Origin of the sequence: Pseudanabaena mucicola FACHB-723 (assembly GCF_014696385.1) — a bacterium.
Taxonomy (GTDB): Bacteria; Cyanobacteriota; Cyanobacteriia; order Pseudanabaenales; family Pseudanabaenaceae; genus Pseudanabaena.
The window spans coordinates 1-23,801 of sequence record NZ_JACJQB010000015.1 but is presented as its reverse complement, the minus strand read 5'-3'; the positions used below and the strand labels follow the sequence as shown (position 1 = coordinate 23,801).

Below are 23,801 nucleotides of genomic sequence, written 5' to 3'. Positions count from 1 at the left end.
ATTTTATTGACTTGAATTTAAAGCCTTACTCGCAATATCCTTGCGATAGTACATGCCGTCATAGCTCACAGCCCCAACAGCGCTATAAACTTTTGCGATCGCACTCTTTAAATTGTCTCCCAAGGCTGTGATCCCCAATACCCTACCGCCACTGGTCACCAAGGCATTATTTTTGAGTTTTGTGCCAGACTGGAATACAAACGCACCAAGCTCTTCAGCTTTGCCAATACCTGTGACAAACTGACCTGTTTCCACTTTGTCAGGATAGCCACCTGCGGCCGTGACCACACATACCGATGACTGAGCTTTCCACTTGATCGGTGCAAAACTAGAAAGCTTGCCCTCGACACAAGCCATGAGCAATTCATCGAGATTGCTGTCCAATAATGGCAAAACTGCCTGAGTTTCAGGATCACCTAAACGACAGTTAAATTCAACAACTTTGGGTTCACCTTCAGGGGTAACCATCAAACCTGCATAGAGACAGCCGCGATAGTCGATACCCCGTGCCGTCAAAGCTGCGATCGCAGGTTCTAAAATCTGGGTCTGTACCTTTACCATCAAATCAGGTGTGGCAATAGGTGCGGGGGCATAGGCTCCCATGCCGCCAGTATTGGGGCCAGTGTCGCCATCCCCCAAACGTTTATGGTCTTGGGCAGGCATGAGCGGACGAATCGTTTTGCCATCGGTGACAGCCAAAACTGATACTTCTTGACCTGTCATAAATTCTTCAATAACTACCGTTTCACCTGCGGAGCCAAATTGTCCCGCAAAAATGCGATCGATTGCCTCGGTAGCTTCCTCCAAGCTCATCGCCACGGTAACACCTTTACCACTAGCCAAGCCATCGGCTTTGATCACAATCGGTGCGCCCTGTTCCTGCACATAGGCTAGCGCAGCATCATGGCTCTGAAAAGTTGCACTAGCCGCCGTGGGAATATTCGCCTCTTGCATGAGTGTCTTTGCCCAAGACTTACTAGATTCAATTTGCGCCCCCTCTTGCGTAGGGCCAAAAATGAGTGCTTCGGCAGCCTGAAAATAATCGACAATACCAAGGGCTAGGGGTAACTCTGGCCCCACGACCGTAAACCCTACGCCTTGAACTTGGGCAAATCGTAAAATCCCTTCAAAATCGTCAATGCTCAGGGAAACATTTTGACAGTTGGGCATAGTTGCCGTACCGCCATTTCCGGGGATACAAAAAACACGATCAATATTGGGAGATTGCAACAATTTCCAAGCTAGGGCGTGTTCTCTACCGCCACTGCCAACCACGAGGACTTTCAAATTACACCTTTTATACTCACACTAGGGTTGCTCTTTCAACTTGTACTGAAAAAGCGATGAATGATCGTATACTTGTTCGACTGATAGACTGTTGACAAATTTTTTTCAATTTTTCAAACAGAGCTACAAATCTTAAAAATTCGATCATTCAGCCATCAATTATACCTGAGGAATAGCTCTTAGGGAGTAGATGTTGTGGCAATTTCATCACTAAAACTTGCCTTTTTGACAAATTGGAATGCGCCTGCAATCGAACCCCAGACCCTCTCATCGGTGACTAGATCATAGCCACGATCAAGACTGCTGTAGGTGTTTTCGGTTACTTCAAAGGCGATTTCTAGGTAAGTATCTACACCTTTACGGTTAATGCAACATTTTTTACCCGGTTCAACGGAACCCTTAAAGGTTTTGATGTCATCACGATGTACCCATTGTGTACAGCCCTCTAGCTTGATGATCGCATCGGCATCAATTGCCGCCAAGCGATTGCGATCGCGACTAGCACCAAAGAAAGTCTCGGCATTCTTGAGGCGATAGTTAATCATCTCAATCCGCCCATGCTCATGGCTGTAAATGATGTTAAGTACCGCAGTGCGATAGGGATGATTTAACTCATAGTCGTAAGCTTGCTCAAGGTATAGCCACACCCCATCATTACTAATAGGATTGGGCAGAGCGCGAATGCCCACGCGAATATGGGCAAAAAATGGCGGGTTGTCGATCGCCTGCTCCCAGTTACTATGATCGCCCGCTAACCATTGGGCAAGTACATATACATCATCGGGATTGGTAGAAATTGTCATGATTTTTGGGCAAATAGTAACAATGATAAATAAAGATAAAGAAAGAAAACGTGATAATAGACTGAGTAGTTGGGCGTAAATAAAAGATTTTAAATCCATGGCGCACGCTTCGCTTGCGCCATGGATTTTAGGGTTTTCTATATTAAGTGCGCCTAGTTACTCAAACCTTGTCCATCATAAAGTTAGGGAAGAAAAACTTGTCAACAACAATGTCAAAACGAATTAGCGATCGCTTGGTGCTATCCAATGGCATTGTGGTCTTAGTTACCGAAAATCCCACGGCGGATATCGTGGCGGCACGTTGTTTTTTTGCAGGTGGTGAACGGGTAGAAACCTTGGAGAAATCAGGGCTGACCCATTTAGCCTCATCGATCATGACCCGTGGTACTGAGCGCTATTCATCGCTAGAAATTGCCGAACAGGTGGAATCCATCGGCGCATCCCTAGGCACAGAAGCCTCCAGTGACTATTTTTTGCTATCCATGAAAACAATTTCATCAGATTTTCATGACATGCTGATGTTGGGAGCAGAGATTTTGCGATCGCCTAGTTATCCTGACAGTGAAATTGATCTAGAAAGACGGCTGACAATTCAATCAATCCGATCGCAGCAGGAGCGTCCCTTCACCATTGCCTATGATCAGTTGCAAAAATTGATGTATGGCGAGCATCCCTACGGATTTTCCAGCCTTGGCACTGAAGCCACGGTCAGTCGATTGAAAAGGCAGGATCTCGTCAATTTCCACCATCAGCATTTACGTCCCGATCACATGGTGGTCAGTATTGCTGGAAATATTTCCTCAGAGCAAGCCCTTTCCCTAGTGGGAGAAGCCTTTGGCGATTGGGCAAACCCTGCCCTGCCCACTGTTATATCCACCCCCGCACCCACATTTCAACCGCAATTAGTCACCCATGAGCAAGATACCCAACAGGCAATTATTGTCATTGGTTATCCTGTGCCATCGGTGCAGTCTCCCGACTATGCTGCTCTCAAAATTATCGCCACTTACTTAGGCAATGGGCTGTCCAGCCGTCTATTTGTGGAATTGAGAGAAAAACGGGGCTTAGCCTATGAAGTTTCTGCTTTTTACCCCACTCGATTAGAAACATCGCAATTTGTTGCCTATATTGGCACTGCTTCCCAGAATACAGGGACAGCACTTGCGGGATTACGCCATGAATGTGAACGCCTTGTCGATGTGGCAATTACCGCCGAAGAACTCGCCATTTGCAAGAGCAAACTTTTGGGACAATATGCCCTCGGTAAACAAACCAATGGTCAAATTGCTCAGGTCTATGGATGGTATGAGGTGATGGGATTAGGCTTGGAGTTTGATCAGCAATTTGTGGCATCGATCGCCGCAGTCACGGAAGCTGATGTTCAACGAGTCGCTCAGAAGTATTTTGCTACCCCTGCAATTTCGGTAGTTGGTTCGGCAGAGGCTTTGAAACAGGTAAACTAGTCTTACATTGGCGCTTTAAGTAACTAACCCTAAAAGCTTTGGCGCAAGAGCAGCTTGCGCCAAAGGCTTTAGATCTAGGTCTAGCTATTTAGAACGCCTAAAAATTTGTAATTCGTTCTGTTTGTGCTTTGTTTGTAATTATTGATAAATATCGAAAAGGAGTAATTTTTTCTGTGTTGAATCTCAAAAATCATTGGGCAGGTTATTTAGTCAGCTTTCAAAAGGCTGCGATCGCATTTTGCATAATGGTGGCGCTAGTCGGCACATTGTTTACCCCTGTATTCACTCAACCTGCGACTGCCGCACTGACTGCGGCGCAAGTTGCAGCTTCTGCGGAAAAGTTACAAGTGCTAAGCGATCGCTTTGATCGTCTAGAAAAGTTTGTATATACTTCTAACTGGAACGACGTTATTACCTATATCCATGGACCATTTGGCGAAATTCGTCGCGAGTTAAGAAGCATCGCTAGCCAGTTAGGCAAAACCGAAAAAGATAAAGCTAATGACTTGGCAAACGAACTCTTCAAAAATTTCGTCAAACTTGACAACGCGGCCAAAGACAAAAATGCGATCGCAGCCGAAACTGCTTTCAAGGAAGCTCTTCAAAACTTCGAGTCAATTATTGAGCTAGCAATTTAATCAAATCAAGCTAAAAAAAGGGACGCATCGCGTCCCTTTTTGATAGATATGTATGAAAAGACCGATTTATCTAGACTGTCATGCCACTACTCCCGTTGATGAACGGGTGCTCGCTGCAATGTTGCCCTATTTTTGCGAAGCCTTTGGCAATCCTGCAAGCGTCGGACATCTCTATGGTTGGGAAGCAGAAGCGGCAGTGAAATCGGCAAGGGAGGCGATCGCCTTGGCAATTAAGGCAATTCCTGAAGAAATTATCTTTACTAGTGGTGCAACCGAGTCAAACAACCTGGCAATTAAGGGCGTAGCTGAGGCTTACCATAGCAAAGGTCGGCATATTATCACCTTACAAACCGAACATAGCGCCGTTCTCGATCCCTGTGCCTATTTACAATCCCTTGGTTTTGAAATCACCTATTTGCCTGTACAAGCCGATGGGTTAGTGGATTTACAAGAACTAGAAAAAGCAATTCGTCCTGACACGATTTTAGTTTCGGTCATGGCGGCCAATAACGAGATCGGGGTGTTGCAACCGATCGCCGCCATCGGGGCAATCTGTCACGCCCATCAAGTGTTATTTCACAGCGATGCCGCGCAGGCGATCGGCAAAATCCCCCTCGATGTACAGGCGATGCAGATAGATTTGATGTCGCTCACTGCCCATAAAATTTATGGGGCGAAAGGTGTTGGGGCTTTATATGTCCGTCGTCGCCACCCCAGAGTCACGATTGCGCCGCAATTGCATGGTGGCGGACATGAGCGGGGAATGCGGTCGGGAACTCTCTATACGCCACAGATCGTCGGCTTTGCCAAGGCTATTGAAATTGCGATCGCAAATCAAGCTCAAGAACAACAACAGGCTCTAGAACTGCGACAGTATCTATGGCAAAGATTAAATGAGCTAGACAATATTCTGCTCAATGGACATGCCACTCATCGCTTGGCAGGTAATTTAAATGTGAGTTTTCCCAACGTGCAGGGATCAGCCTTAATGCTTGCGTTACAACCAATTGTTGCCGTTTCCTCAGGCTCAGCCTGTACCTCTGCAAAAACTGCTCCTTCCCATGTGCTGACTGCCCTAGGACATTCGCCTGACTTAGCCTATGCTTCGATTCGGTTTGGTATTGGGCGCTTCAACACCCTAGAGCAGATGCAAATCGTTGCCGATCATGTCATCGCCTCAGTGCGATCGCTGCAATCGACATGAAAGCAATTTATTAATGTTTTTAGCGATTTGAGCGGCACTTCGCGGTGCTCAAATCGGGTTATCGAACTTACGCTTTATGCAGTCTTCACCAAGGCTGCAATATTAATTAATATTAAAGAAAACCGTAAATTACAACTAGAGCCAGTTCAGCCGTTTAAAAATGACGTATGGGCTGTTTATCAAAACTTAGAAAAGTAGACTAATGGGAAAACCAACAGGATTTATTGAGTACCTCCGCGAAGCACCAACGGAAATACCCCCCAACGAGCGCATCAAAAACTGGGACGAGTTTCACCTGCATATGCCCGAAGAGAAACTGCGAAATCAGGGGGCAAGATGTATGGATTGCGGTACACCCTTTTGTCATACAGGTAATTTGATCAGTGGCATGGCAAGCGGATGCCCCGTCAATAACCTTATTCCTGAATGGAATGACTTGGTTTATCGCGGACTATGGCGCGAAGCCCTCGATCGCCTCCATAAAACCAACAATTTCCCAGAATTTACAGGTCGTGTCTGCCCAGCTCCCTGCGAAGGTTCCTGTGTACTGGGGATCACTAATCCTCCCGTCACCATCAAAAATATTGAATATTCCATCATTGACAAGGGTTGGGAAGAAGGCTGGATCGTGCCAGAACCTCCTGCCAAGCGCACGGGTAAAAAAGTTGCCGTAATTGGATCTGGACCCGCAGGACTCAGTGCCGCCGCCCAACTGAATAAAGCAGGACATTGGATCACAGTCTATGAACGGGCTGATCGGCCAGGTGGACTGTTGATGTATGGCATTCCCAATATGAAGCTAGACAAACAAAAAGTGGTGATGCGCCGCCTCAATATCCTTGAGCAAGAGGGGGTGAAATTTGTTTGCAATACAGAAATTGGTAAAGATCTGGCAGCGGAAGATTTACTAAAAGATTTTGATGCGGTGGTGCTTTGTACTGGTGCAACTAAACCCCGTGATTTAAGCATCGAAGGTCGCGAGCTGAAGGGCATTCATTTCGCAATGGAATTTCTGACGGCAAATACCAAGGCCGTTCTCAATGGTCAGTCAGGGGATGACTTTATTTCTGCCCAAGGTAAAGACATCGTGATCATCGGTGGTGGTGATACGGGAACTGACTGCGTGGGTACATCGATTCGTCATGGTTGCAATAGTGTTGTGCAGCTCGAAATTATGCCCAAGCCTCCCGAAACCCGTGCGAAGGATAATCCTTGGCCTGAATGGCCCAAAGTCTACAAAATGGACTATGGACAGGAAGAGGCAAGTGCTAAGTTTGGTGACGATCCCAGAGCCTACATTACGACTGCGACTAAGATCGAGGGAGACGAACAAGGTCAAGTCAAAGCTGTCCACACCGTCCAAGTGCAGTGGGAACGCAATGACAAAGGTCAGTTCATTCCTAAGCAAGTGGCTGGTACTGAAAAAGTTATCCCTGCTCAGATTGTCCTATTGGCAATGGGATTTTTAGGGCCAGAGCAACCTTTGCTAGATTCGCTCGGATTGGAACGCGATCCCCGCAGTAATGTCAAAGCTAATCATGGTCAATTCACAACGAGTATTCCTAAAGTTTTTGCCGCAGGAGATTGCCGCCGTGGTCAGAGTTTAATCGTCTGGGCGATTAACGAAGGTCGTGGGGTTGCTCGTGAGTGCGATCGCTATCTTATGGGTGATACAGATTTACCCTAATACTAAATTTACGAACTAATTCACGAAAGTGTTGTCACACTTTCGTGAATTAAAAACCAAGCCCAGTAAGGGTTTTACAACAAAAAATGACTATGCCATTTTTTGTTTTGGTCTAGCTCAGCGTATGGTCAAGGGGCTTAAGCCCCTTGCGTGTAAAACATTCAAGGAACAATTTATGGAAAGCAATGTTGCAGTTTCACTTGAGACTATCTATGAGAATCTCAACCAACTCGATCAAGTAGACTTGACGACTAGTGCTGTCTATCGAGAAATGGCTCAGGAAGTTCTGGCTGACTCTGCGGTTAATTGTGATGTGCGTGAAGCGATCGCTGATCGACTTAACCAAGCCAATCAACAATTGATTAATACAACTGTTAGCAAAACTGATAGTTATTAAGGCATCTAGCTTATAAAAAAACAGGGTGCTACGCACCCTGTTTTTTTATTTGACTTTTAGCTGCTCAATATTCCACAATGCGCCCGTCACACCCGTACTACCAGCAAGGGCTGAAGGCTGCACATTCTCAACGCGATCGCGAACTGCCACCAAATACAGAGGCATTGTTAAATGGATGAGCGGTAGTTGTTCTTGAACTAGTTGCTGATACTCAGCATAGATTGCCTTACGCTTAGTTTCATCCAATTCCTGTGCGCCCTTAATCATCAGATTGTGAATTTGTTTTTCCCAATCCGCAACTTCACGACCAGGAAATGGCGGTTCATCGCCAACTGGCCCCTTATTAAATAGATGGGAGTCGCCATCGGTTGCCCAGAGATTAATTGAGCTATTAGGCTCAGCGCCACCCGTAAAACCAAGAATAGTGGCATCCCAATCCTTAGCATTGTCCAGCTTGTCAGAGATAATCCGAAAATCGACGGGATTAAAGTCAACCTTCATGCCAATTTGTTCTAGGTCAGTCTTGATTTGCGCTCCTAAGGCAACTCGACCACCCGCAGGAGCGAGTAAGGTAAAGCGGACTTGATTTCCCGCAGCATCTAGCAGTTGTTGCTGTGCATCGTATTTATATCCTGCTTTGACGAGGATTTCCTTGGACTTTTCGGGTGCGTAATCATAGACCTTGAGACCCTGTTCAGGAGAAAGGAAATAGGGACTAGGAATGGAGACGGGTGAGTTTTGGGTTTGGGCTAAGCCTCGCGCTAGATTGGTGATCATTGCGTCGCGGTTGAGGGCATGGGCTACGGCTCGACGGAAGTTTACATCATTAAACCATTGGGATTTGATGGGATCGACAAAGGGTTGATTAGTTTTCGGATTGCGACCTTTATTGAGGTTAAACATGATGAATGCTTGCCCTGTGGAGGGGCCAGCATTATAAATGTTGTAGCGATCGCGTTCTTCAAAACGTTTGAGCAATTGATAGTCTTCACCACGCAGGCGATACATATCAAAATCCTGCGATCTAAAGCGGAGTAAAGCCGTGTCAGGAGATTCAACAATCTGCATAACTAGCTGTTGAATGTATGGTTGACCTTTTCGCCAATAGTAGGGATTTGGTTTAAAAATAACCCTTTCGGAAGGGCGATACTCTTGCAGGATATAGGGACCACTTGCAACGAGCTGATTAACAGGAGTGCTGAGCGTCCATGTTTCGAGGAACTTTAATTTTTTGTCAGGAGCTTTGGGGTCTTCTTGGAGCGTCGGGGCAAACACATGCTTGGGTAAAATGCCGATGCCGCCAAGGGTGCGGAGGGCAGGGGCAAAGGGTTCAGCAAGTTGAAAAGCAATACGGCGATCGTCTATTTTTTCGACCTTGGGTAAGGTTTGTGATTGCCCAATCCTTAGGACATCACGAGTGCCTGTGGGAATCTTCTCATTGAAAATGATGTCTTGATAGGTAAATAGGACATCATCGGCGGTGAGTGGCTGTCCATCTGACCACTTGAGATCAGGACGCAATGTAAAAATAAGTCGCTTACCATCTTCCTGAATTTCCCATTTCTCAGCGAGTTCAGGCTGAATTTCTGATGTAATTGGGCTTTCGGAAATCATGCCACTGAGGGTATAGCCAATCACAATGCCGCTATAGGCATCACCAATCAAAATAGGGTTGAAGGTTTTGATGTCACTGTCGAGGGGAACTACCAAGCGATTTTTGAGATTTTCTGGCTTGACTGAGCATCCCCAAAGCAAGAGCGAACATACGCTGATCAGCAGCAGTAATACTAGGGCTTTCCATTGTTTGATCTTGGTGCGTTTCTGGAGGCTTCTTCTCACGATCGCAATTTCCCTATCTTTCCTAATTTACAAACGTAGCTCTTAAAAACTATTGGCAAAAACTATTTGACTAACAAAACCACCGCATGAACTGCGATCGCATCTTTCTGACCAATTGCATCCATCCCTTCATTTGTAGTTGCCTTCACACTGACACAATCTATCGGCAAATTGATCGCCTGTGCGAGACGTTCGCGCATTGCCTTAATGTGAGGTTTCATTTTGGGCGCTTCGGCAATCACAGTTGCATCCAAATTATTGATCCGCCACCCCTGACTGGTAATTAGTTGCTGCACCTGCTGTAATAGCATTATGCTATCGGCTCCCGCCCATTTGGGATCAGAGGGTGGAAAGTAATGACCAATATCGCCAAGGGCAAGCGCTCCTAGCATTGCGTCCATGATCGCATGGGTCAAAACATCGGCATCACTATGTCCTAGCAATCCTTTTTCGTAAGGAATTTCGACACCACCAAGGATCAGTTTGCGATCGCAGACGAGTCGATGTAGGTCATAACCATTGCCAATACGGATATCCATAGATGAGCTTTGCGATGTAACTATTTACAAAAAGTATACGAGAGATTGAAAAATTTTGCCCCAGTCTGGGTTAATCGCCAATGAGGCTACTCAAAGTATGGGTTTATCGTAGTTTCTCAATAAAACGTAACCCTAAACCCCAAGCATGATTCGTATACTGTGAACTAAGTAACTAGTTAAGAAACAAAGCTAAAACCTGTGCCACAGGTTTTGGGGTTTTATATTTAAGCATTGAATAATAGTCCTAGATAATCCTAACAATCCTAGTAGGTGAAGAATGATGAACGACATTGGTAAGTATCGCTTTGTTTGCACCCTCACCCTTAGTGATATTTTGGGTCAGGTAATTGTCTGGTTGGGTGTCATTTTTGCCGCTTTAGCATCAGCCTTGTCCCTGATGAGCAAGCCAATTTATTCCTTTGGTGCAGTTGGTCTAATTGTGGTCACCTCTTTACCATTTTTGCTATTTACCTTCGTCACCACATTGTTTAACCATATTGATATTGTTCCTCTGACTGAAGAAGAAATTAAGAGTAACCAATCGAAAATATCAGGTGTCCGTAAAACTGCGGTCAAAGTCTAAGTAGCTAAGTGCAATTAAAACCTAGATCTAAAAACGATAAAGCCCGCTTAGCGGGCTTTATCGTTTTTTAGGGTAGCTTCAAAAAGATTTAGGAGCATTAGCATCGCCACTCTTTTTTCATGTAGACATTATGAGCATTGTCTGATAAACCATTAGCTAAGTATTTTTAGAAGGAGAGTTTAACCACTGTGCGTCAACTTAATTTTGTCGTTATTTTTAGTGTTGCCCTAGCACTAGTGCTATTTGCCCTAGAAAATACTGCTCCCGCATCTATACAAATTATCCCTCAACTTAAAGTTGAAGCCCCGATCGCCGTCGAGCTGATTCTTGCCATGGGCTTAGGTGCAGTCCTCGCTTGGATCTTCAGCGTATGGTCGGGATTGCAAAAGTCGATTGAGATGCGTAATAAAAACGTACAGATTCAAAACTTACAAGAAACCGTGCAAAATCTCAGCGTGGAAATCGAGGAACGGAAGCGTCTCGTCTCGGCATCTGCAATCGATGTTGAAATTGATGAAGAGAGAGCAAAAGATTAAAAATTTAATATTTTGATGATATAGCAACTCATCTTCTGGTTTTAGGCGAGATTCTGTGGCTATATCACCACAATCGGTGATATTTTAAACATTCGCTACTTCAAGCTCCATGACTCTATCGCTCACCGAATCAGTTACTAAAGATGCCATTGCTCTCTTGATTGACCTTGCCGAAAAAGGGGAAATCAATCCTTGGGATGTACAGGTAATTGATGTCGTTGACCGTTTTTTATCGCGTTTAATTGTGAGCGATCGCCGCGATTTGTACGATTCTGGGCAAGCAATGCTGTATGCCTCGATGCTGGTACTGCTCAAGGCAAATTCTTTGTCAGATATTCAGGCTGCCTATGAGCAGGAAGATAGTCCTGAAGATCTAGAGGGACTAGAGCCTGAGCCGATCGCAGATTCGGGCAGATTACCGACGGATTTTGACAAACGGTTGCGTCGTCTCCCTGTGGCACTGCCCCCCAAAGCCAGACGGATCACCCTTGAGGAGTTAATCGCCCAAATCGAAGCGATTGCCGAAATCGTCGATCGCAAAACCACCAAACCTGCCAAGCGACAGGTACAGGGTAAAGTGGCAAGACGTGCTGCCATGAAAGCAATTGCCCAGCTTGCCCACAAAGAAAATTTGTCGGAGATGGTTGAAGAAATTGAGCGCTATTTTGTGCTGCATCCCGAACAAGAAATTGAAATATCTGATCTTGCGGCCGTATTTAACGATCGGGTTGGCGTATTTTGGGGACTGCTGCTCATGTCTTCACAATCGAAAGTGGAGCTGTTTCAAGAAGACTTCTATGGCAAAATCCAGATTGTACCCACCATCAAATCGATCCCCAAAGATTTATCACTTTCTCATGGCACAAAGTCCACAGCCGATTCAACTCAGTTACAATTAAAATTCTCTGAATTGAAAGAAGTGTCTTGAAGTATCTAAATTTGTTGTCTAGCTATCACCATCGTCCATGGACTCACAAGCGATTTGCGATCGCAAGTTTTACGGCGATTAGTTTAGCGCTTGCCAATTTGTCCGCACTATCGGCACAATCACTCAAGCCCGCATCCAGTTCAACATACAAGCCCACACCAGTCACTACGGGAATTGATGTGAATGATACCCTCACCGACAAAGATATTCCCACAGGGCAAAAAGGCTTTGCCCGTGACTATACCATTACCGTCCAAAAGGATGAGCGTCTAGAAATTACGGTGCGATCCGAAAGCTTTGACACAGTGCTGAGTTTACTAGATAGCAAGGGTGAAGTTGTTGCAGAAAATGATGATGCCGTTGGCGAGGGTAGCAATTCCCTAGTGTTCTTCCGTGTGGTGCAGTCAGGTAACTACACCATCCGCGTCTCCTCCTTTGGTGGCAGCAGTGGCGGTAAATTTGTCTTGCGCGTCAATCGCCTCAAAGTGGTCAACTAATATCAGGGTCAGGGCTTAAACCTAATATTCTGGACTCGATTTTGTCCCAGATTTTCGTAGGAACTGCGATCGCAATATTCCGACATTGCACCATCAATAAATTTGCATAGAGGTAATTTTCCAGAGCTTCCACTTCCTGATGCGAAATTTGATTAAGTTCCATTGGTAAATACAGAGTTTTGAGCCACACTTGATTGATTTGTTGACGAAAGTTTTCTCTGATCTCATAGGGCTGATCATAACTGGGAGCCTGAGAAATTAACAATTCTAAACGAGCAACTAACGCGGAGAAATTAATATATCGCTCGTCAAAATTCATTTTAGAGAGCGCTTGTTCTAAATTCTGAGCAAGCTGAATGGTCAAATGAACTTCGGTAGTGCTATCAAAATCAAGAGCATGGGCAAGACTCATCGAGATATCCGTAGCAAAAATATGATCAAAATCAAGCGGTTCTTCAAACATTCCATATAGCGCACGGGCAATACTCAGCATATTGGTTAAACCCATTGCAGGCGCAAGCTCCGCCAGAAATCGTGGACGGGCAATAAACAAAGCGGCAATCCGTTTTGCCACATGCCTGATGTCACCTTTGCTCTGACAAGATATCTGTTCTAGCCAATCCAACATCCCCATCAATTTACTGGTACAAATGTATTTAGCAGCCCTTGCCTCAATGGATAAAAGCAATGATTCAACGTTCCCTAACATCATTCCCCCCAATAGCAAAAACACCTGTTGCCAACGACGATCGCTTAGATAATTCGTCACAGTATCTTCTATTTTGTGATGATGATAGATATAGCGAGCAACAAAATATTCTTGAAAAGTAATGTGACTAAAAATAAAATTTGGAACAGCATTCCCCTTTGAGTCAGTGGCGCTAGCCAATGTATTCAAATTACAAAGCTCCACCTGCTGCAACACCTTGAGTGCAAAATCAAGATCTAATCCTCGCAAGTGCTTCTTACAGTTCGAGAGCAAGACTTGCAAATTTTCTGTTACTTCCGCTAAAGGAAGATGTGTCCGCTTAGTTTCAAAACTTTGATGGGCAATCTCAGTCAAGAAAAGTTCCAAAATATCGGTGGTCAGAAGATTACCCGCTTGAAGATTAAGAGCTTGGCATTTCACAACTTGCTCTTCTAACACTAAATTAATCGCCTTCTGGTAAAGCCCACTGCCATGACTGGGGAAACTATAACGGCGATCGTGGAGTAAACACAGTAACGATAGTCGTAGAGGAGAATTCGCCAATTCCTTGGCAATGGGATTCGATTGCAGGGCTTGCCAACATTGCTGTGCCTTCAATGAAGCCTGATCTAATTGCCCAAAATCCAACGTATCATCGTCGACCGTCTCAATCTCCGATGGTAATCCATCCTTCCCTTGATACAAAAGGGTAAACCACTTATGAATATATTCCTGAATTAATAAATCACTCCAAGGCTGCAATGCCAATTCGAGAAACTGTCCAAGGCTATTTTGATAGGAAATCAATCGACTAGAGACAATGTAACGGTTCTTAGGATAACTCTTGACAAAATCGCGTAAATTACTAGAGAGTTCTTTTTGCTTAGTGGTTGCTTCATTCAGTCCATCAATGAGAATCAATAACTTTCCTTGCGCCAGTAGCCACTTAGCGATCCCCTGCGGATCAGGAAACCCCGATCTGGCAAATTCCTCGGCAATTGCCGCCAAGAGTGTATAACTATCGTGGCAAAACTTCCACATTGGAATAAACACAGGGATCAGATTATGCTTATATCTACCTTCAGGATGTCTTAATGCTTCTAGCCCGATATATTTTAAAAAAGTAGTTTTCCCCGTTGCAGGCTCTCCCAATACTGTTAAGTATTCCTCCTCATTGGCAACATTTAGCCCCAATAAGTTATTACCCTTAGTGTGACTCCCCCTCTGGAGATCGCGAGAGAATGCTTCTTCTAATTCATCCACAGAATCAAAATTACGAATTGAAGTATGAGCTTGCAATCTTTGTGGAATGTAAATAGAAGAAAGAGTTGATAGCTTCCGACTGCCAAAAATCTGTATGAATCCATGGGATTTAAGATAATTTCTTCTATAGTTACTGGCAGCTTTAAAAACATTTTGCTGAAACAGCTTTACATCAAGCTCTCTCCCCTGATTCCTTGAGCTTTCCAGAAATCCTGACAAGGCTAGTTCAAATCTCTTCACAAAGCCGTCAATACTTTGGTCTCGTTTTGTATCCATTACCATTCTAGATTCGCCCAAACAACACTTAGACGAGTTTACATAAACTAACCTATGTTTACTTCGCGTAGGTGTCTTTATGTACTTCTTCTATATAAATTGTATAACAACTTGATCACGGCTATTTTTTCCGCGATCGCAGTTTGCAGCTTTTTTACCGTTATGGGAAGTCAACTTTTACTTAAGACATAACCCCAGAAAGCGAGTGGCAGCGTGAATCGCCGCCACTCGCTTTCTGGGGTTTGAATTTATCCTAGCTAACTCTTGCTTTGCTATATAAAATAAAGCCAGTTTTTGGGAACTAACCACCAAAAAGATAAAGATTTAGGAGAAATTATTACCTTATGTTGCATTTGTTTCATAACCAGTCATCTTAGATTGATAATTAAGACCGAGATTGAAATAAAACGAGTGTTAAGCAAGCCTTAAACAAGTCATAAAAAAATCTTAATTATAATGGTTTATCCACATGATATGGCGAAAAGCTCTAAATAAAGTGACCTCGCCTTGCTCAGTAAATTAACCTTTATCTCGATTTCACAGTTTATCTTGAGCTTTCTCATCCAGACTTTCATGACCAACTTGCGGGGGTGGATATTGTCTATTACTAATCCTGCGGATGGTATGAGAATTGAGAAGCAATTTTGCTCTTTATATCATGGTGTACTGTTATGGCTCTCGATCCTACGACTTTTATGACAACAATGGAGAAACGAATGGATTTCTCCGCTGCCGACAAAGCATCACTTAAAGCAAATGCAGCATGGGGAAGTTCGATTGCCTTGCAAATGGCAGAAGTATTTTACGGATACCTAGCCCGTGATCCCGAAATGAACGAGATCCTCAATGCCAAAGAAGGTAGAATGCATCGCCTCAATGAAACTTTCATTGAGTGGTTCGGGGAAATGTTTACAGGTATGGACAATTGGGGAAGTGCCTATGCCGCTCGTCGCTGGCGAATTGGTCTAGTGCATGTACAGATTGGGATCGGGCCACAGCATGTTGTTCCTGCGATGGCAACCGTTGTCAATGAAGTCGGCAAACAACTCAAAGCCGCAGGCTTACCTGAAGAATTGCGTGATTCATTAGGTCGGATTTGTATGATTGATCTTGCCTTTATTGAGCAAGCCTATGTAGAAGTGTCTTCAGCGGCAGTTCTACGGGAAACTGGATGGACTGAAGGTCTGTTTAAACGGATGATTGCTACTGGCGCATCCAGTATGAAATAGAGTTCCCAAATCAACCTCAGTCATTAAACAAAATTCAAGAATTATATTGAGGTATATGATGAATATGGCTCGGAAAGAACTAGGCGAATTTAGCAGTATTGTCTGTTTTAAAGCCGTAGTCACTGGTGCAGAAGAAGCTTTAGGGGAAAAAGCCGCAGCTATCACTCTCATTGCTGCGGGGCGCAACCGAGGCAAACAACTTGCTGAACAGCTTGGGCTGGGTGACCACATGACAATTGCTGAAGTAGTTCCTGCGCTGCAAAAAGCCCTTGGCAAAGATGGCACAAGGCTCTGTATTGTTGACAAGGCGGAAGAAACTGATCACACAATCAAGGTTTACTGTCAGGAAACAATCTGTTCGGCTGGAGAACCTCAAGGCTCTGCACGCAAGCTCACCTTCACCATGGGAGCAATTCAGGGGGTATTAGAGAAGGTGACTGGAAAACGCCTACGGGGTAAACAGATAGAATCTGTCCTCCGTGGCAGCGACCATGATGTGATTGAGTTTGATGTGATTGGCTAATCCCCAAATGCATTGCAATTGACTATGTTAGAGGATAATCAAAACGTCTCTAGCAAGTTTACCAACAACTAAAACCAAGGAGAAAATAATGTCTATCAATGTTGCCAAATTAGAAGGCATTCTACAAAATCTGGTCACTAGTACCAGTGATGTCCAAGGCGCTGCCCTAGTATCGCCCGATGGACTGCCTCTCGCCTCAACACTCCCCAGTGGCATGGATGAAGAAAGAGTATCAGCCATGTCTGCGGCAATGCTATCTCTCGGTGAACGCATTGGCAATGAACTCGCCAGAGGCGGTATTGATCGTCTATATGTAGAAGGCGATAATGGCTATGGAATTTTGACTAGCTGCGGTGAAGAAGCTGTTTTGCTAGTATTAGCCAGTAAAGCTGCTAAACAAGGTGTTCTAATGCTAGAAATCAAACGGGTAGTCGGTGAACTTAAGACAGCCCTTGGATAGGTATTTCTTGTAAATGCTTTGACATAGCGATTTCCGCATTAGTTGAACTAGCTCTGACTAAACTGGAAATCGCTATGCTATAACCAAGACAAAGGGAAAGAATAAAAATTTATGGAAATCATGCGCTTGGTTGTAGCTGGTACGGTTGGTGCGGGGAAATCAACCTTTATCAGAACTGTGAGTGAGATTGATGTGGTTGACACCGATCGCCGTGCCACAGACGAAACCGCAGAAATAAAACATAGAACTACTGTTGCCATGGACTTTGGTCGTTTGACCTTTGGAGCAAATATGGCTTTGCATATCTATGGAACTCCAGGACAGCAGCGTTTTGACTTTATGTGGGATATTTTAATTCGCAAAGCCCATGCTTTTGTTTTGCTAGTAGCCGCGCATCGTCCCCATGAGTTTCGCTATGCTAGACGCATCCTCAGTTTTATGAATCGGCGTGTCCATATACCCTACATCATTGGCATTACCCACATGGATTGTGAAGGGGCATGGTCAAGCGACAACATTAAACTAGCCCTAGGCTTTGTTGATGAAAAAGATCAGCCACCCGTGGTGATCTTAAATGCTGATGATCGAGATACGGTTGTCAACGCAATCGTGGCTCTCGTGCAATACTATATGTCTAAGCAAGCTTCCTAGATATATATTCTGGTGACATTCATCCTTAAGATGCTTAGATGATGATGACGTAGGGTTGGATATTTATTCTCTAGTTCACAGTTATGGCAATTACAGGCTCTTTGTCCGAGTTTTCTCTTCCAGAGATATTCCAGTTTTTAGATCAAGGTCAGAAAACTGGTGTATTAACTATTAGAGATCCACAAGATATCCGCACAGGCAAGCCATTTTTACGCTACATCTGGTTGCATGGCGGGAGGGTTGTGGCAGCAGGTGATCGCTTAGATAATCAAGGCTTAGCTCAACTTATTGAACAAAGGGGATGGATTAATGATCGTAATCGCAATGAAGTAGATAGATTGATTAGGGAGAATGCGCCCCTTGGTATTAATCTCAAATCCTTGGGCATCTTGCAACCTGATCAACTAAAACTACTATTTAGCATTCAAGTATTGCGTCAGGTCTGCGCTCTTTTTCAAATAGAAACTGGTCAATTCCGTTTTGATGCTAAGGTTGACTTGCCTAAAGCTGAGATGACGGGTTTGAGTTTACCCGCCACTGAAACGACGTTAATGGGCTTACGCAGTCTCAAGGATTGGAAAACCCTTCAGAGTAAATTACCTGAACCTAATTCGACATTATTTAATATTATTTCTGGTGATTCTCCTCTACGTTTAGATGCCCATGAGAATCAAATCTTGCGGTTTGCTGACGGTGCAACTAGTCTCAAAAAGATGGCAAATCAGTTGCAATTGCCGATTGAGAAAGTGCAGCAAATTGCATTTCGATTAGTTGTGGTCGGCATTGTCGAAGAAGTTCCAGATATTGATATGGGTGTTGTTGCTAATAATGTGCCTGTGGATATGAATGGCGAAGTTAATGCGACCCAAGTGGTAAATACACCAGAACGTACTGAGATTAGCAATTCGTTTTTGCAGAGTTTAGTGGGATTTTTGCAGCATAAGGCTTGAGCGCTATCAATGATTCGGTAGTGTGTAATGTTTGAGGACATGTATGCGAAAGACATTTCAAAACCCAAGAAGTAAGTTGCGGTACGAAGCACCGCAACTTACTTCTTGGGTTTTATGTCCTCAATTCAGATAGGTTAGAGCTTTCATGCTAAATGTTTAGTATTATTAAGATTCAAGATTAGCGATCGCGTAGATTGCTTGCTTCTGTATCCGCATATTTTCGCATATTGATAAGTAATGGACATTAGATACAATCCCCAGCAGATCGAACCCAAATGGCAAAAAGTTTGGGCAGATAAACAACTTGACAAAGTAAGCAACGACGCAATTAGTGCAGACAAAAAGAAATTCTATGCACTGTCAATGTTTCCCTATCCATCGGGCGATCTGCATATGGGTCATGTCCGTAATTACACGATCACCGATGTGATTGCTCGTTACAAAAGAATGCAGGGCTATCAAGTGTTGCACCCAATGGGCTGGGATGCCTTTGGTTTACCTGCGGAAAATGCGGCGATCGATCGCAATACTCACCCCGCCAAATGGACTTACGCGAATATCGACAATATGCGATCGCAACTTCAGCAAGTGGGCTTGTCCTACGACTGGGATCGCGAGTTAGCAACCTGTTCGCCCGACTATTACAAATGGACACAATGGATCTTTTTGCAGTTTTTAGAAGCAGGGTTGGCTTATCAAAAGGAAGCAAAGGTTAACTGGGACCCGATTGATCAGACCGTAATTGCCAATGAACAGGTGGATAGTGAAGGCAGATCTTGGCGATCGGGGGCGATTGTCGAGAAGCGCAAATTGCGTCAATGGTTCTTGAAAATCACCGACTATGCCGAGCAGCTTTTGCAAGATTTGGATAAGCTCAACGACTGGCCCTCTAGCGTCAAGATCATGCAAGCCAACTGGATCGGCAAGTCCACAGGCGCAGAGCTAAGTTTTCCCATCGTTGGCAGTGAAGAAAAAATCACAGTCTTTACCACCCGTCCTGATACTGTCTACGGTGTGAGCTATGTTGTGCTTGCCCCTGAGCATCCGCTAGTCGAAACTCTAACCAGTGCTGCTCAAAAAGAAGCGGTTGAAACATTCATTCAAGAAGTTAAAAATCTTAGTGAAATCGATCGCACTTCTGATGATCGCCCCAAACGTGGTGTAGCGATCGGTGCAAGTGTGATTAATCCTTTCACAGGAAAAGAAGTTCCCATCTGGATCGCTGACTATGTTCTATTTGAATATGGAACAGGCGCAGTCATGGGAGTTCCTGCCCACGATGTTCGTGATTTTGCTTTCGCTAAACAGTACAATCTTCCCATTCAAACCGTAATCACATCTAACTCCCCTCTCCCTATGGGAGAGGGGCAGGGGGTGAGGGAATCTGCCTACACTGAAGCAGGAATCATGGTCAATTCGGGAGAGTTTGACGGCTTAGATTCTGTAACCGCGAAAACTAAGATTGTGGAACTTGCCGAACAGAATCAATGGGGAACCGCCAAAATCACCTATCGTTTGCGTGACTGGTTGATTTCCCGTCAGAGATATTGGGGCTGTCCCATTCCCGTTATCCATTGCCCTAGCTGTGGCATTGTGCCTGTGCCTCAGTCAGATTTACCCGTGATCTTGCCCGAAGATGTGGAACTCACAGGACGAGGAGCCTCGCCTCTCGCTCAAAAGGAATCTTGGATCAATGTCTCCTGTCCTAAATGTGGCACGGCGGCAAAGCGTGAAACTGACACGATGGACACCTTCATTGATTCTTCTTGGTATTTCTTGCGGTTTGCTGATGCAAAGAACGATCAAGAAGTAGGCGATCGCAATGCCATTAATAACTGGATGCCCGTCGATCAATATGTCGGTGGTGTGGAACACGCAATTTTACATTTACTCTATTCACGTTTTGTCACTAAAGTTTTACGCGATCGCGGCTTACTCAAATTCGATGAGCCATTTACGCGATTGCTAACTCAGGGCATGGTGCAGGGTTTGACTTACATGAATCCCAACAAAGGGGGCAAAGATAAATGGGTTCCCTCAGCTTTGGTCGATCCGAAAGATCCGAAAGATCCGAAAACTGGCGAACCTTTGCAAGCGCTCTTTGCCACGATGTCCAAATCTAAGGGCAATGGTGTATCACCTGTAGATGCAATCGCTAAGTATGGAGCCGACACTTTGCGAATGTTCACTCTCTTTAAAGCCCCACCTGAAAAGGATTTAGAATGGGAAGATGCGGACGTAGAAGGTCAGCAACGCTTCTTAAATCGGGTATGGCGCTTAGTGTCTAGTTTTGCAGAAACTAGACAGAATGGTATTTCTAAAAAAGTTGATAAGAATCTCCGCCGAGCAATTCACATCGCGATTAAGGAAATTTCTGAAGACTTCGATGGAGGCTATCAACTGAATACCGCGATTTCGGAAATGATGAAGTTGAGCAATGCTTTGCAAGATGCTGAAGACAAGAGTTCGGCTACTTTCCTAGAAGGTGTGGAAACTCTCTTAACTTTGCTTGCTCCCTTTGCACCACACATTGCAGAGGAACTCTGGTCACTAATTGGACATGAAGATTCCATTCATAATCAATCTTGGCTTATCCATGATCCTGATGCACTAACCGTTGATGAGATTACGCTCGTTATTCAAATCAATGGCAAAGTGCGCGGCAGTCTTCAAGTTCCATCTAGCGCCAGCAATGATAAGCAAGCATTGGAGGAATATGCTCGCAGTTCGGAAGCGGCGCAGAAGTATCTCGAAGGTAAGGAAATCAAAAAAGTTATTGCTGTTCCCGGAAAGTTGGTGAATTTTGTAGTTGTCTAAGTTTGTGGGTGGTGTTTATCGCCACCCCATCTATTTACTTAATAACGAGGCTATATTTTCATGGAAGAATTAATGACTCTAAAGGAATTGCTAGTTTGTGGTGATATTCCTGCGGCGATGGTTTTGGTTGAGGAAATGACTGAGATGAGTAAAGATGACAAAATCAGCAAAATTTTCAGCTACAGTATTATTTTATTAGTTCACCTCATCAAACAGAAAGTAGAAAAACGCTCTACAAGATCTTGGGATCTTTCAATTTACAACTCAATAGTTCAAATTCGGCGTACAAATCAGCGTCGTAAGGCTAAGGGAACTTATCTTAGTAAATTAGAACTTACTGAAACCTTGGCAGAAGCCTATAATATTGCGCTTGCTAATGCAGCGATCGAGGCTTTTGAAGGGCGCTATGAGGCGGATGAGTTAGCGGCAATGTGCGATCGCGATGAGATTTTGGCAGATGCAGTAAAATTAATTGAGCAGGAATCAGTTGATTAAGCGTTTACAAGAAAACAACAGGAGTCTATATGCATTTACAAAGAGTTCAAGTTCCTGATTTTCGGGTTCTAAAGGATGTAGATATCACTTTCGAGAAAGATTTTAATCCTAGAGTATTCCCGCTTGGTAGTCAAAATGGTGGTGGGAAGAGTACTTTATTGCAATTGATTTTTGTACTACTACATTGTTCAGCTAGTCCTAAAAAGCATTTTGCTTTAAAGAATTTACTAAGTGGATTTGATTTACGTAAAGATGAGCATAAAAGGCTACTAGCAATAGTTGATATTTGGGATGGTAAAAAAAGCGTACAGCTAGATTTCTTTGTCTGTAGAAATTCTTATATTAACCAAAACTTAACAGATGACAAAAAGGAGGATACAAAACTAGATTTCTCTTTGATTACTGAATTAGAAAAAACAAGGACAACGATAAATGTCTTGTCTAAAGATTTAAATCGAGTCTCAGATGTCTTAAAGACCCTATATTCTGTATCTAGAGATAATAAGGATATTGCAACCATTAGTTTAAGACAACTTAGTTCGGAGTTACGGAACTTGGGGATTGAGGTGTCAAGGTCTTTACCAGTAGATCCGCAGCTTTTATCAGTAGTTTATACAAGTATTGAAACAGCACTAAAAGAAAAACAACAAGATATACAAATCAGGATAAATGATTTGAAATCTGTAGTTGACACTTTAAACTTATTAGTTCAAGAACTAATGATAGGACTTCAATCTAAAAATATTGAGTACATATGTAGCTATGGAGATAAAATCAATAAAAATGATCCAAGAATATTACTTTGTCAAGCTAATAAAATTGACATTAAAGAAGCTAAAGATTTTCTAAAATCTATATCAAATAAGGTGTTTTTGGCGGCTCCTTCAACTCAAGTTTTTTTGTTTTTATCTCAAGATGTTAGAAAGCTATTATTTGCAGAGCATGGACATAGTTTTGTAAAACATACTAGTTATCTTCAAAAGCTAAAAGAATCGAATGCTCATTTAAGTGGACTCTTTACTTATGATTTTCTGGCTGTGGATTTACTGATAGAATCTTTTAAAGATGCTAGAGATAAAGATTTTAGACAAGCTTTAGGAACGGGTGAATATGGAAATAGTTATAAAGCTTTATTAAATGATTTAGATGCTCTTTTAAATAACAAACGTGTTAACCTAAAACCAGATTTTTCTGCATTAACTTTTACAACAAATTTGCCTGATGATGATGTTGAGCTATATCCAGAGGATTTGAGTCATGGAGAACTGAAACGACTAAGTATCTATATGTGGTTAAAACACCGAAATATTGAAGATGCTATTGTATTAATGGATGAAGTCGATCTTGCATTACATCCAGATTGGCAGTATCAGATAGTCTCAGATTTACTTGATTGGGTTTCTAGCAATCAGTATATATTAGCTACTCACTCTTACGAATTATGTAATGCGCTAACTCCCTCTCACGTCAAAATATTAGAACCAAAACTTACAGAAAGACGTAGTGATTAATTATGAGTTTTAGTGAGGAAGAATTAGAACAACACTGCAAATTTATTTTAAGTAACAGCAAAATTAGCAATAAAATTATTGTTTTGTGTGAAGGATTAGTTTACAAAGAAGGTGGTACACTGTCTCCTCTGTACTATAAAAAAATGGAACACTTTCCAGATGCAAATTTTTATAGTGCCTGTATCCCAAAAACATGGGCAAGTCTTCGACCTTGTTTTTTCAACTGTGGCGACTGCAACGATGTTGTAAATGTTTATTTCACTCTTGCGGAAATTCTTGAAAATGATGTAGAAAATCAATATTTTCATCCTAAAAAAATATTTGTCATTGCAGATCTCGATATTCAAATAAGACCCATTCGCAACTATCGATTCCCAAATACACAGGAAATTTTTTGCAATCTCTATGACAAGATAAAAATTAATGAGACTAATGCTAGAAGGTATTTGTAAAAGAAATATTAAGCAGAAAGGCGATTGAGCATGAGAGAAATCATGGCAGTATGAACAACCGCCTCACTTACTTCAGGAAGACGTT

The 23,801-nt window shown here is 43.3% G+C and carries 23 protein-coding genes; 18 read left to right on the top strand and 5 right to left on the bottom strand.

Annotated elements, in window-relative coordinates; all coding sequences use genetic code 11:
* Positions 1 to 3: 3 nt before the first annotated feature.
* Together purD and H6F41_RS09400 are read right to left on the bottom strand one after the other, a co-directional pair.
* Positions 4 to 1,287 carry a phosphoribosylamine--glycine ligase gene (gene purD / locus H6F41_RS09405; RefSeq protein WP_190403223.1) on the bottom strand — a complete coding sequence of 428 codons (1,284 nt, stop codon included), beginning with the start codon at positions 1,285 to 1,287 and terminating at the stop codon, positions 4 to 6.
* A gap of 179 nt (positions 1,288 to 1,466) precedes the next feature.
* Positions 1,467 to 2,090, bottom strand: a complete 624-nt coding sequence (locus tag H6F41_RS09400) for a chromophore lyase CpcT/CpeT (protein WP_190403222.1) — start codon at positions 2,088 to 2,090, stop codon at positions 1,467 to 1,469.
* A 209-nt stretch (positions 2,091 to 2,299) separates the two neighbouring features.
* On the opposite strand from H6F41_RS09400, the gene H6F41_RS09395 reads away from it, so the two are divergent.
* The 5 genes from H6F41_RS09395 to H6F41_RS09375 all read left to right on the top strand — a co-directional run bounded on the left by H6F41_RS09395 (position 2,300) and on the right by H6F41_RS09375 (position 7,479).
* Positions 2,300 to 3,553, top strand: a complete 1,254-nt coding sequence (locus H6F41_RS09395) for a M16 family metallopeptidase (protein WP_190403221.1) — start codon at positions 2,300 to 2,302, stop codon at positions 3,551 to 3,553.
* A gap of 173 nt (positions 3,554 to 3,726) precedes the next feature.
* Positions 3,727 to 4,191: a photosystem II protein PsbQ gene (gene psbQ, locus H6F41_RS09390; protein WP_190403220.1), complete on the top strand. Its 465-nt coding sequence runs from the start codon at positions 3,727 to 3,729 to the stop codon at positions 4,189 to 4,191.
* Positions 4,192 to 4,243: 52 nt separating this feature from the next.
* The gene (locus H6F41_RS09385; protein WP_190403219.1) at positions 4,244 to 5,395 is read left to right on the top strand and encodes a cysteine desulfurase family protein; all 1,152 of its coding nucleotides are present in this window, start codon (positions 4,244 to 4,246) and stop codon (positions 5,393 to 5,395) included.
* A 202-nt stretch (positions 5,396 to 5,597) separates the two neighbouring features.
* Positions 5,598 to 7,082, top strand: a complete 1,485-nt coding sequence (locus H6F41_RS09380; protein ID WP_190403218.1) for a glutamate synthase subunit beta — start codon at positions 5,598 to 5,600, stop codon at positions 7,080 to 7,082.
* 175 nt (positions 7,083 to 7,257) lie between these two features.
* Positions 7,258 to 7,479 (top strand): hypothetical protein, encoded by a 222-nt coding sequence (locus H6F41_RS09375; RefSeq protein WP_190403217.1) that lies wholly within the window; start codon positions 7,258 to 7,260, stop codon positions 7,477 to 7,479.
* Positions 7,480 to 7,524: 45 nt separating this feature from the next.
* Here the strand turns inward: H6F41_RS09375 and H6F41_RS09370 are convergent, their stop codons facing one another.
* Both H6F41_RS09370 and ispF read right to left on the bottom strand, forming a co-directional pair.
* Complete coding sequence (locus H6F41_RS09370) at positions 7,525 to 9,318, bottom strand: ABC transporter substrate-binding protein (protein WP_190403216.1); 1,794 nt, start codon at positions 9,316 to 9,318, stop codon at positions 7,525 to 7,527.
* 62 nt (positions 9,319 to 9,380) lie between these two features.
* Complete coding sequence (ispF, locus tag H6F41_RS09365) at positions 9,381 to 9,857, bottom strand: 2-C-methyl-D-erythritol 2,4-cyclodiphosphate synthase (RefSeq protein WP_190403215.1); 477 nt, start codon at positions 9,855 to 9,857, stop codon at positions 9,381 to 9,383.
* Between the two features lie 280 nt (positions 9,858 to 10,137).
* On the opposite strand from ispF, the gene H6F41_RS09360 reads away from it, so the two are divergent.
* The 4 genes from H6F41_RS09360 to H6F41_RS09345 all read left to right on the top strand — a co-directional run bounded on the left by H6F41_RS09360 (position 10,138) and on the right by H6F41_RS09345 (position 12,401).
* Positions 10,138 to 10,440 carry a hypothetical protein gene (locus H6F41_RS09360; RefSeq protein ID WP_190403271.1) on the top strand — a complete coding sequence of 101 codons (303 nt, stop codon included), beginning with the start codon at positions 10,138 to 10,140 and terminating at the stop codon, positions 10,438 to 10,440.
* Positions 10,441 to 10,628: 188 nt separating this feature from the next.
* Positions 10,629 to 10,976 (top strand): LapA family protein, encoded by a 348-nt coding sequence (locus H6F41_RS18960; protein WP_190403214.1) that lies wholly within the window; start codon positions 10,629 to 10,631, stop codon positions 10,974 to 10,976.
* A gap of 109 nt (positions 10,977 to 11,085) precedes the next feature.
* On the top strand, positions 11,086 to 11,904 hold the full coding sequence (locus H6F41_RS09350; protein ID WP_190403213.1) for a segregation/condensation protein A: 819 nt from the start codon (positions 11,086 to 11,088) through the stop codon (positions 11,902 to 11,904).
* Positions 11,901 to 12,401, top strand: coding sequence for a PPC domain-containing protein (locus H6F41_RS09345; protein ID WP_242022990.1), 501 nt, complete (start codon positions 11,901 to 11,903; stop codon positions 12,399 to 12,401). Before H6F41_RS09350 ends, H6F41_RS09345 begins: the two co-directional genes overlap by 4 nt.
* Here H6F41_RS09345 and H6F41_RS09340 read toward each other — a convergent pair.
* A complete protein-coding gene (locus H6F41_RS09340; RefSeq protein WP_190403212.1) occupies positions 12,394 to 14,628 on the bottom strand; it encodes an NACHT domain-containing protein in 2,235 nt (744 codons plus the stop codon). The genes H6F41_RS09345 and H6F41_RS09340 overlap by 8 nt on opposite strands.
* A 671-nt stretch (positions 14,629 to 15,299) precedes the next feature.
* Here H6F41_RS09340 and H6F41_RS09335 point away from each other — a divergent pair.
* From H6F41_RS09335 to H6F41_RS09295, 9 genes are all read left to right on the top strand, one after another.
* Positions 15,300 to 15,857, top strand: a complete 558-nt coding sequence (locus H6F41_RS09335; RefSeq protein WP_190403211.1) for a protoglobin domain-containing protein — start codon at positions 15,300 to 15,302, stop codon at positions 15,855 to 15,857.
* A gap of 58 nt (positions 15,858 to 15,915) precedes the next feature.
* Positions 15,916 to 16,380 carry a hypothetical protein gene (locus H6F41_RS09330; protein ID WP_190403269.1) on the top strand — a complete coding sequence of 155 codons (465 nt, stop codon included), beginning with the start codon at positions 15,916 to 15,918 and terminating at the stop codon, positions 16,378 to 16,380.
* An 88-nt stretch (positions 16,381 to 16,468) separates the two neighbouring features.
* The gene (locus H6F41_RS09325) at positions 16,469 to 16,840 is read left to right on the top strand and encodes a roadblock/LC7 domain-containing protein (RefSeq protein ID WP_190403210.1); all 372 of its coding nucleotides are present in this window, start codon (positions 16,469 to 16,471) and stop codon (positions 16,838 to 16,840) included.
* A gap of 111 nt (positions 16,841 to 16,951) precedes the next feature.
* The gene (locus H6F41_RS09320) at positions 16,952 to 17,491 is read left to right on the top strand and encodes a GTP-binding protein (protein WP_190403209.1); all 540 of its coding nucleotides are present in this window, start codon (positions 16,952 to 16,954) and stop codon (positions 17,489 to 17,491) included.
* Between the two features lie 83 nt (positions 17,492 to 17,574).
* The gene (locus tag H6F41_RS09315; protein ID WP_190403208.1) at positions 17,575 to 18,441 is read left to right on the top strand and encodes a DUF4388 domain-containing protein; all 867 of its coding nucleotides are present in this window, start codon (positions 17,575 to 17,577) and stop codon (positions 18,439 to 18,441) included.
* A gap of 237 nt (positions 18,442 to 18,678) precedes the next feature.
* Positions 18,679 to 21,258, top strand: coding sequence for a leucine--tRNA ligase (leuS, locus tag H6F41_RS09310; protein WP_190403207.1), 2,580 nt, complete (start codon positions 18,679 to 18,681; stop codon positions 21,256 to 21,258).
* Positions 21,259 to 21,318: 60 nt separating this feature from the next.
* Positions 21,319 to 21,753, top strand: coding sequence for a DUF29 family protein (locus tag H6F41_RS09305; RefSeq protein ID WP_190403206.1), 435 nt, complete (start codon positions 21,319 to 21,321; stop codon positions 21,751 to 21,753).
* Positions 21,754 to 21,782: 29 nt separating this feature from the next.
* Positions 21,783 to 23,264 (top strand): AAA family ATPase, encoded by a 1,482-nt coding sequence (locus tag H6F41_RS09300; protein ID WP_190403205.1) that lies wholly within the window; start codon positions 21,783 to 21,785, stop codon positions 23,262 to 23,264.
* Positions 23,265 to 23,266: 2 nt separating this feature from the next.
* On the top strand, positions 23,267 to 23,716 hold the full coding sequence (locus tag H6F41_RS09295) for a hypothetical protein (protein ID WP_190403204.1): 450 nt from the start codon (positions 23,267 to 23,269) through the stop codon (positions 23,714 to 23,716).
* Positions 23,717 to 23,801 lie beyond the last annotated feature (85 nt).

Excerpts from the sequence above, each read along its gene's own strand:
- H6F41_RS09325 (WP_190403210.1), top strand. The coding sequence starts at position 16,469 with ATGTCTATCAATGTTGCCAAATTAGAAGGCATTCTACAAAATCTGGTC.
- H6F41_RS09300 (WP_190403205.1), top strand. The coding sequence starts at position 21,783 with ATGCATTTACAAAGAGTTCAAGTTCCTGATTTTCGGGTTCTAAAGGAT.
- ispF (WP_190403215.1), bottom strand. The coding sequence starts at position 9,857 with ATGGATATCCGTATTGGCAATGGTTATGACCTACATCGACTCGTCTGC.
- H6F41_RS09375 (WP_190403217.1), top strand. The coding sequence starts at position 7,258 with ATGGAAAGCAATGTTGCAGTTTCACTTGAGACTATCTATGAGAATCTC.
- H6F41_RS09330 (WP_190403269.1), top strand. The coding sequence starts at position 15,916 with ATGAATATGGCTCGGAAAGAACTAGGCGAATTTAGCAGTATTGTCTGT.
- H6F41_RS09350 (WP_190403213.1), top strand. The coding sequence starts at position 11,086 with ATGACTCTATCGCTCACCGAATCAGTTACTAAAGATGCCATTGCTCTC.
- H6F41_RS09395 (WP_190403221.1), top strand. The coding sequence starts at position 2,300 with ATGTCAAAACGAATTAGCGATCGCTTGGTGCTATCCAATGGCATTGTG.
- H6F41_RS09315 (WP_190403208.1), top strand. The coding sequence starts at position 17,575 with ATGGCAATTACAGGCTCTTTGTCCGAGTTTTCTCTTCCAGAGATATTC.
- H6F41_RS09335 (WP_190403211.1), top strand. The coding sequence starts at position 15,300 with ATGGCTCTCGATCCTACGACTTTTATGACAACAATGGAGAAACGAATG.
- leuS (WP_190403207.1), top strand. The coding sequence starts at position 18,679 with ATGGACATTAGATACAATCCCCAGCAGATCGAACCCAAATGGCAAAAA.
- H6F41_RS09340 (WP_190403212.1), bottom strand. The coding sequence starts at position 14,628 with ATGGATACAAAACGAGACCAAAGTATTGACGGCTTTGTGAAGAGATTT.
- H6F41_RS09360 (WP_190403271.1), top strand. The coding sequence starts at position 10,138 with ATGAACGACATTGGTAAGTATCGCTTTGTTTGCACCCTCACCCTTAGT.
- H6F41_RS09385 (WP_190403219.1), top strand. The coding sequence starts at position 4,244 with ATGAAAAGACCGATTTATCTAGACTGTCATGCCACTACTCCCGTTGAT.
- H6F41_RS09305 (WP_190403206.1), top strand. The coding sequence starts at position 21,319 with ATGGAAGAATTAATGACTCTAAAGGAATTGCTAGTTTGTGGTGATATT.
- H6F41_RS09380 (WP_190403218.1), top strand. The coding sequence starts at position 5,598 with ATGGGAAAACCAACAGGATTTATTGAGTACCTCCGCGAAGCACCAACG.
- H6F41_RS09320 (WP_190403209.1), top strand. The coding sequence starts at position 16,952 with ATGGAAATCATGCGCTTGGTTGTAGCTGGTACGGTTGGTGCGGGGAAA.
- H6F41_RS09295 (WP_190403204.1), top strand. The coding sequence starts at position 23,267 with ATGAGTTTTAGTGAGGAAGAATTAGAACAACACTGCAAATTTATTTTA.
- H6F41_RS09400 (WP_190403222.1), bottom strand. The coding sequence starts at position 2,090 with ATGACAATTTCTACCAATCCCGATGATGTATATGTACTTGCCCAATGG.